The organism is Ruegeria sp. F12, from assembly GCF_056533885.1.
Window position 1 is genome coordinate 46,016 of record NZ_JBQFOV010000020.1, and the last position, 7,851, is coordinate 53,866.

Annotated in this window: 7 protein-coding genes, 1 other RNA gene and 1 riboswitch; of the genes, 4 read left to right on the top strand and 4 right to left on the bottom strand. The window is 61.8% G+C overall.

From position 1 onward, the window contains the following. Positions 1-6: 6 nt before the first annotated feature. Entirely contained in the window at positions 7-474 is a 468-nt protein-coding gene (locus tag ACR0CA_RS19590; RefSeq protein ID WP_170791135.1) for an SRPBCC family protein, read from the bottom strand. A gap of 40 nt (positions 475-514) precedes the next feature. Then, positions 515-1,495: an NAD(+) diphosphatase gene (nudC, locus tag ACR0CA_RS19595; RefSeq protein WP_480505937.1), complete on the bottom strand. Its 981-nt coding sequence runs from the start codon at positions 1,493-1,495 to the stop codon at positions 515-517. A 180-nt stretch (positions 1,496-1,675) separates the two neighbouring features. Here nudC and ACR0CA_RS19600 point away from each other — a divergent pair, with 180 nt between their 5' ends. Next, on the top strand, positions 1,676-3,517 hold the full coding sequence (locus ACR0CA_RS19600; RefSeq protein WP_480900835.1) for a bifunctional 2',3'-cyclic-nucleotide 2'-phosphodiesterase/3'-nucleotidase: 1,842 nt from the start codon (positions 1,676-1,678) through the stop codon (positions 3,515-3,517). A gap of 39 nt (positions 3,518-3,556) precedes the next feature. After that, positions 3,557-3,655, top strand: an RNA gene (gene ffs, locus ACR0CA_RS19605) — signal recognition particle sRNA small type. Here the strand turns inward: ffs and ACR0CA_RS19610 are convergent. Further along, positions 3,650-4,528, bottom strand: coding sequence for an alpha/beta hydrolase family protein (locus ACR0CA_RS19610; protein ID WP_480900837.1), 879 nt, complete (start codon positions 4,526-4,528; stop codon positions 3,650-3,652). The two genes, ffs and ACR0CA_RS19610, sit on opposite strands and share 6 nt — an antisense overlap. 136 nt (positions 4,529-4,664) lie before the next feature. Further along, positions 4,665-4,883: riboswitch (cobalamin riboswitch) on the top strand. Positions 4,884-4,967: 84 nt separating this feature from the next. Here ACR0CA_RS19610 and ACR0CA_RS19615 point away from each other — a divergent pair. After that, positions 4,968-5,375: a hypothetical protein gene (locus ACR0CA_RS19615; RefSeq protein ID WP_170774699.1), complete on the top strand. Its 408-nt coding sequence runs from the start codon at positions 4,968-4,970 to the stop codon at positions 5,373-5,375. Positions 5,376-5,377: 2 nt separating this feature from the next. Here ACR0CA_RS19615 and ACR0CA_RS19620 read toward each other — a convergent pair whose 3' ends face one another. Continuing rightward, a complete protein-coding gene (locus tag ACR0CA_RS19620; RefSeq protein ID WP_480900839.1) occupies positions 5,378-5,875 on the bottom strand; it encodes a protein-tyrosine phosphatase family protein in 498 nt (165 codons plus the stop codon). A gap of 138 nt (positions 5,876-6,013) precedes the next feature. Between ACR0CA_RS19620 and ACR0CA_RS19625 the strand changes: the two genes are divergently transcribed. Beyond that, the gene (locus tag ACR0CA_RS19625; protein WP_480900841.1) at positions 6,014-7,765 is read left to right on the top strand and encodes a DNA polymerase III subunit gamma/tau; all 1,752 of its coding nucleotides are present in this window, start codon (positions 6,014-6,016) and stop codon (positions 7,763-7,765) included. Positions 7,766-7,851 lie beyond the last annotated feature (86 nt).

Here is a 7,851-nt window from a genome sequence, read left to right on the forward strand (position 1 = left end):
TCGGTTTTACGACCCGTGCAGGTGTCGTTCCTCCATCTCGCGGGCGAATTCGGTCAGTCGGGATTGGAACCGGGCCCGGAACCGCGATTTGCCCAGCCGCAGCGATTGCAGAAACAGCCGCGCGGGCAGGGATTTGGCCGTCAGCGTTACATCCACGCTTAACCGGGTACGGCGTTGGGACAGAGCCAGAAGATCAACCTCAGTGACACCGCCGACCCCTTTGCCGATTGCCTCGAACCGCATTTGCGCGGGCGGGTCGCTGTGTGCCATTGTTATCTCAACATGGCGTGGCTTGCCCCGCAGGGTGAAGTCGGCCTGCCATTTGGTGCCCGGCACCACCCCCATGTGGCCGGACAGCCGCCGCACCTCGATCCCGCGGCGCATGGCCATACGTTCGAACCGTTCGAAATCGGCGACCATTTCGAAAACGGCGTTGATCGGTGCCTGAATATCTTCCTGTACTGTGAACTGCATTCCGACCTTTAGTTCGTTGACCTATTGCGTTTCTATTTCGTCAGTCCAGCGTATCTGCAAGCCAGTTCTGCAACAGGAAATGTGCAATGGCCCCTTTGCGGGCAGGTTTCAGAACCGGGTGCTCACCGGCAAAGGCCTGCATCATCTCGGACTTGCTGACCCACATGGCATCTTCAATTTCAACGGGATCAATCGAGATGTCACGCGACAGCGCCTGGCCCGCGCAACCAAACATCAAAGAGGCCGGGAAGGGCCAGGGCTGGCTGGACAGATAGGTGACAGCGCCGACGGGCACGCCCGCCTCTTCGAACACTTCGCGGCGCACAGCAGCTTCGAGCGTTTCGCCGGGTTCGACAAAACCCGCCAGCAGCGAATACATCCCCTCGGGCCAACCCGGAGACCGCCCCATCAGTACCGAGTCCCCATGGGTGATCAGCATGATCACCACCGGGTCCGTGCGCGGAAAGTGCTGGCCGCTACACGTGGGGCAGCTTCGTTGCCATCCGGCCTGCGTCATCGCGCTGGCCGCGCCACAGCGGGCGCAGAATTTATGGGTTTCGTGCCAGCCGATCACCGCCTTGGCGGTCGCCGCAAGCTCGGCATCACGCGGGGACAGCCACGTCATGATCCGGCGCAGCTCGGCAAATACGAACCTGTCTGGCAGGTCAGGATGCTGCTGTTCCGAGCCATCCACGAAACCACCTACTTCAGACAAATCCTGCCCGTCAGGTTCCCAATTCGAGATATCGGCAGCAAAGACCGGGACACCATCCGACAGGCCCAGAAAAATCAGCCCATCCGCAACTCCGCCCGGCCCTTTTTCGACCAGCGCATGAGACACCGGGATCAGACCCAACCGATCCGAAGCCTCACCCTCTACAAGGGGTTTGCCGCGCCATATCAGCAGGCATTTGGCATTCGGGTCCGCCACCAGGCCAGCCAGCGCGTCGGCATCGCCCCGAATATGCGCCGCACGGTCCAGCCCTGATCCGCCGAACGTCACAAACTCTGCATTCTTCATTGCATGCCCCCCAGATTGTGCGCATAGGGCTGCCACGATGGTTCTGGGGTTGCAATGGGTATTCATGGAACTCCGAAAAAACACCCGCTGCCGCTGAAAGACCGCAGGTCCGCCTTGAAAATTGCACGCAACACTCTTTTTGTTGAAAATGATTGATAAAAAACTGCCTAAAGTAGAGTAGTGTCGACTTTTCCTTCCTCTCAAACCGTCCAACTGCGAATTCTGGCCACGTCCGATCTGCATATGAATCTGACGGCATATGACTATTACACTGACAGGCACGAACCGACGATTGGCCTGACCCGGACCGCAGACCTGATCCGCAAGGCCCGAAGCGAGGTACAGGACGGGTTGGTTCTGCTGGTAGACAATGGCGACTCGGTCCAAGGCACGCCGCTGGGCGACTGGGCCGTGGCTCAACACCCCGAGCGCCATGTTCTGATGCAGGCCTTCGACCTTCTGGGCTACGATGCTATAGGGCTGGGCAATCACGATTATGGCTTTGGTCTGGACGTGTTGGACCGGATCATGCGGCAGGCCCCCTGCCCTGTTCTGTGCAGCAATGCCCACAAATCCTCCAGCCCGCAGGTCTGGCAGGAGCACACCATTGTCAGGCGTCAGGTCGAAATCCAAGGGCACGCGTACGAGCTTGCAATCGGCATATTCTCGGTCCTGCCACCCCAGACCGCAAAATGGGAGGCGCACAAGCTGGCAGGTGCAGTTCAGATCGGCGACATCCTTGACTGTGCGCGCCGCAAAGTCGCTGAACTGCACGAACTGGGCTGCGATATCGTTGTGGCGCTGGCGCATACGGGGTTCGGTCCGGCGCAAGACACGCCCGGCATGGAAAACGCGTTGGTACCGTTGGCCGCCATCGACGGGATCGACGCCATTGCGGGCGGGCATTCCCATATGGTTTTTCCCAGCCCTGAACAAGAATACAGCGGCTATATCGACGTTGATTGCGGGCTGGTGCACAGCACCCCCGTCGTGATGCCCGGTGCGGCGGGGTCATATCTGGGCGTCATCGACCTGACCCTCGGCACATCACTGGACGACCGATGGCAGGTATTTCATGGACACGCGCAGGTGCGTTCGGTTTCGACAGAGGCGTCAGATGAAGACGCCGCACTGACGCAGCTACTTGCCACCGGCCACGCCGAGACGCGGCGGCGGGTGGCCGAACCTGTGGGACAGGTACAGCAGCACATGCACAGCTATTTCAGCTTTTGCGGCTATGACCGGGGCTTGGCTTTCGTGGCCGCCGCTCAAATCCTCGCGTTGCGACCTTTTCTAAAGGATACGGACTATCGGGACTGCCCAATCCTGTCTGCCGTGTCCCCGTCGAAATTCGGCGGGCGTGCCGGGCCTCGGTTCTTTACCGACGTCCCGGCCGGGGAAATCTGCCTGCGCCATGTGACGGACTTGAACGTCTTTCCCGATGAGATGATGGCCGTCGCCGTCACCGGTTCGCAAATCGAAGACTGGCTGGAAATGTCCGCAGGCGTCTTTAGCAGGATGATCCCCGGCCAACGATGCGATCTGCTGGCCTCGGACCGCGCAGGGCATAATTTTGACGTCCTGCATGGGCTGACATACCGGATCGACCTTAGCCAGCCCGCTCGGTTTGGCGCAGATGGGGCACTTTTGCACCCATCGGCCCGCCGCGTCCGCGAGATTCGTTTCGAAGGCCAACCCTTGGATGCAGAGCAGACCTTTGTGGTGGCGTTGAATAATTACCGCGCAAATGGCGGTGGGCACTTCCCCTTTGCCGGGCGGGCGACGCGCGTTCCGCTGCCGATTCTGCCCCTACAAGATCTGGTCAAAAACTACGTGACTGCCGGGCCTCATTCCGGCACCGTGTTCGAGCGTCCGTTCCGTCTGTCCCCTGTGGCCGGGGCGTTGGCGGTTCTGCGTACAGGCCACAAGGCCTGGCATCATCTGGACGACATCGCCGAATTTGCACCCAACATCGCTGGAGAGGACGAGGCCGGTTTTCTGATGATCCATTTGACGCTCTGACGGGTTGTCATTTGCCGCGCACTTGCCTATATCGCGTGCTGAGAGGTTGGCGCGGGCGAGCGCCTCGCCAACCTGGTCAGGTCCGGAAGGAAGCAGCCACAACGAGCCCCGCTTGGGTCGATGTCCAACCTCTCACTTTTCTCCCACATGATCCTGGGCAATAAGCTGCGGCCAAACCGCTGCGTTGCGACGGGCGAACACGCCGATATGCCCGATCTCTTTCACCCCAAAATCTGACAGTGACAACAACCTACGCCGCGCATTCGGGCCATAAAGCTCGGCCAGGCGCCACACCGCTTTGGGCGGCACCACCTGATCGTCGTCGAATGCGATCAGATCGACCGGCACTCCCTGCTCGGCCCAGTGCGCCTCGGGCAGGGTCTTGCCCAAATCGGGCAGATAGTTCGTCGGTGCCGTGCACCATTTACGCCACTGCCAGTAGACCCGCGCGGGCAGGTCAGCCCCAAAGCCCAAAGCCCTGCCCGGCAAATACCCCGCCGCTTTGACAACCAACGGCGCATGGCCATACCAGAACAACCCCGCCAGTGCCTTGTACGGCCACGGGTGATCAGACAGGGTGACCAGCCCGGAGCAAACACAGATCATGCGGTCAATCTGCGCGATATCCGGCTGAACCGGGCCCAGCATTCCACCAACGGAATGGCCGATGCTCCATTGTTCCGCGTCCGGGAAACGTTTGCGCATTTCTGCGCGGGCAGCGGGCATGTCGATCAGCGCCCAGTCCGCCATGGTTACCTGCGAGTCCTGCAATCGGCCGGTCAGGGAATGGCCGAAATCCCGATAATCATAGGTCAGGCAAGCCATGCCCTGCTCGGCCGCCAGCCAATGGGCAAAATGCTGATAATAGTCGCGGGGCACGCCGGTCGCTGCATGGATTACCACAACTGTCTTGGGGGGCAAGGCAGGCAGATAGAGGCGCCCCGACAGCATCGCCGAACCAGACGGAAACTGGACATCTTCGGTCAAAACAGGATGCGTATTGTCCAACATCGCCCGCGCCTCATATTCTAAACTGTTTAGTTCACCCGCGCAGTCGGCCCTGTTCCGTCATCAGAGTCAAGCCGTGGGGAAATTGACCCAACGTCGCGCCGGTATTCAATGGCGCTTGACTCGAAGCCCGCTCAACCGCTAGCGATGGCGTGATGGTTCTTGTCCCTTTTCGGGATAGGATGAAAAGGGAACACGGTGCGGTTCTGCCCGGCATTGCCGGAACGAACCAAGGCCGAGACTGCCCCCGCAACTGTAAGCGGTGAGCAATGCCGAGATACCACTGGCCGAAAGGCTGGGAAGGTCGGCAAAGCCACGACCCGCAAGTCAGGAGACCTGCCATCGAACGAAAACCGAAACTCGGGCGGGGTGTCCGGGACAGGTCGTCAGCACGCTGTCAAACCTGATCCATGCCCCTCGTCCAGCGCGCGGAGGGCGCATCATGATCTGGAAGACCAAGACCCACGAATTCACCGCGACGGTATGCCAAAAAACCGGCGCCCCCTGCCCGGCACTGGCCCGAATGGCACGCGCCCTGACGGATGCAATGGCCACGGCCCGTCCGGCAACAACCGATGCGTTCGAGATCGAAGGCAGCAGCGACTTGACCCATTGCGCCGAAGGGTGCTCGGCCCGGTTTCGCGCCCAACCCGATCAGATCCGGGTGTTCTGCGGTGTGGCCGCCGACACTCCGGCCGAGCGGCTGGATCGCTATGCGGATATGTTGTTCGGAGCAGATTTCACCGCCCACGCAGCCAGCCTTTTGCCGACACCGCCCTGCGCGATGATGGAAGTGGTTACCACGGCGCCCCAGCCAGCCGCGCCGACCGAACACCAGCTTTCAGCCTGAATTCAGCTGCCCGTCCGGGCCGCCGAAGTGGCCCAGACCATCTGCGCCTCGGTCTCGACGGCGCAGGGACGTACTGTCCGTAGCATCTGCATAGCGGTATCTGCGGGCAGTCCGCTATCCGTCATCAACCGCAAAGCAACCATACCCGATCGCCCGCAGCCGCCCCGACAATGGACCAAAACGCCTCCGCCGCCGGACAGCAGCGCACGGGCCCGCTGGCTGACATTGGACCAAATGGCCTGTATCCGCGCATCCGGCGCACCAAAATCCTGGACCGGCAGGTGAGCCCATTCGACCCCGTGCCGCTCCAGATCGCCACCGAACGCCGCCGCTCCCAGGTTTTTCATCTCAGAGCTTGTGGTCATTGAAATCACCAGATCCGGTCGCCAGTCCTGCACCGTCTTCAGATCGGCCGCATAAGCACCTCCCGCGCCGGGCAGCGGAGATATCCCCAGACGACCCGGCCCCAGTCGCAGGGAATAGATGGCGAAATTATTCATGGCACGTTCCGATCAATCTGCACCGATGATGTATCGCCTGCGTCCTTGCTTGCAAATCGAATTTCCTGCGCTGCTGCTGTGGACGTGGGCGGCAGGGGTCACTACGCTGCATCGGACTCCGAATCCGACAGAGCAGATATGACCGACACGCCCAGCCCCGCCTATCAGGTTCTTGCCCGCAAATACCGCCCGGAAACCTTCGCCGATCTAGTCGGTCAGGACGCCATGGTACGCACGCTGAAAAACGCGTTCGAGGCGGATCGAATTGCGCAAGCCTTTATCATGACCGGCATTCGCGGCACCGGCAAAACCACCACGGCCCGTATCATCGCCAAGGGTATGAACTGCATCGGCCCCGATGGCGAGGGCAAGCCGACCACCGAACCCTGCGGCCAGTGCGAACATTGTGTGGCCATTATGGAGGGCCGCCATGTGGACGTGATGGAGATGGACGCCGCCAGCCGCACCGGCGTCAATGATATTCGCGAGATCATCGACAGCGTCCGCTACCGCGCGGCCTCGGCCCGCTACAAGATCTACATCATCGACGAGGTCCACATGCTGTCGACCAGCGCCTTCAACGCGCTGCTCAAGACGCTTGAGGAACCACCCGAGCATGTGAAATTCATCTTTGCTACCACCGAGATTCGCAAAGTACCCGTGACGGTTCTGTCGCGTTGCCAGCGGTTCGACCTGCGCCGGATCGAACCCGAAGACATGATCGGCTTGCTGCGCCGCATTGCCGAGGCCGAAGGTGCGCAAATCGCCGAGGACGCGATGGCGTTGATCACCCGCGCGGCTGAAGGCTCGGCGCGGGATGCGACCTCTCTGCTGGATCAGGCGATTTCACACGGTGCCGGGGAAACCAGCGCCGATCAGGTGCGTGCGATGCTGGGTTTAGCCGACCGTGGCCGAGTGCTGGACCTGATGGACATGATCCTGCGCGGCGACGCCGCCGGGGCGCTTACTGAGCTTGGCGCGCAATATGCCGAAGGCGCCGACCCGCTGGCCGTGCTACGCGATCTGGCCGAGATCACCCATTGGGTCTCGGTCGTGAAAATCACGCCGGATGCCGCCGAAGACCCGACCGTGTCCCCCGACGAACGCGCGCGCGGTCAGCAAATGGCAGAGGCCCTGCCGATGCGCGTCCTGACCCGTATGTGGCAGATGTTATTGAAGGCTCTGGAAGAGGTCTCAGCCGCCCCCAACGCCATGATGGCCGCCGAGATGGCCGTGATCCGCCTGACCCATGTTGCCGACCTGCCCAGCCCGGAAGAGTTGATCAAACGTTTGCAAGACACCCCGCCTCCGTCACCCAATGGCGGACCCGGCGGCGGAATGAGCGCCCCACCGCACGCCGTGCAGGCCCCCGTGGCCTCTGCCTATGCGCCACACGTCCGCGGCGGAGCAGGTGCACCGACGGCGGCACTGGCGCAGGATGTGCAGACGGCTCTGGCCCGCTACCCGACCTTCGAACATGTGGTCGAACTGATCCGCACCAACCGGGATGTGAAACTGCTGGTCGAGGTCGAAAACGGTGTCCGGCTGGTTTCGTACCAACCCGGACGGATCGAATTCACACCGACGGGCTCGGCCCCAACCGACCTGGCCGCTCGCATGGGTACCGCACTGCAACGCTGGACCGGCAATCGGTGGGCGGTGACGATTGTCGCCAACGGTAAGGCAGCAACCATCGCCGAAATCCGCGACGCCGCCGATCTGGCGTTGAAAGCCGAGGCGGAACAGCACCCGCTGGTGCAGGCGGTGCTGGCTCAATTCCCCAAAGCCAAGATCAAACGCATCGAAACCCCCGAAGAACGCGCCGCCAAGGTCGAAACCGAGGCCCTGCCCGAGGTCGAAGACGAATGGGACCCGTTCGAGGAGGACTAACCCTCCCGCGCCCGCCACGGGCCATCGGCTGACGCCGATACCCCTGAGCGACCTTGGGCCCGGCAAAGCGCGGGCGTTGCCCGCGC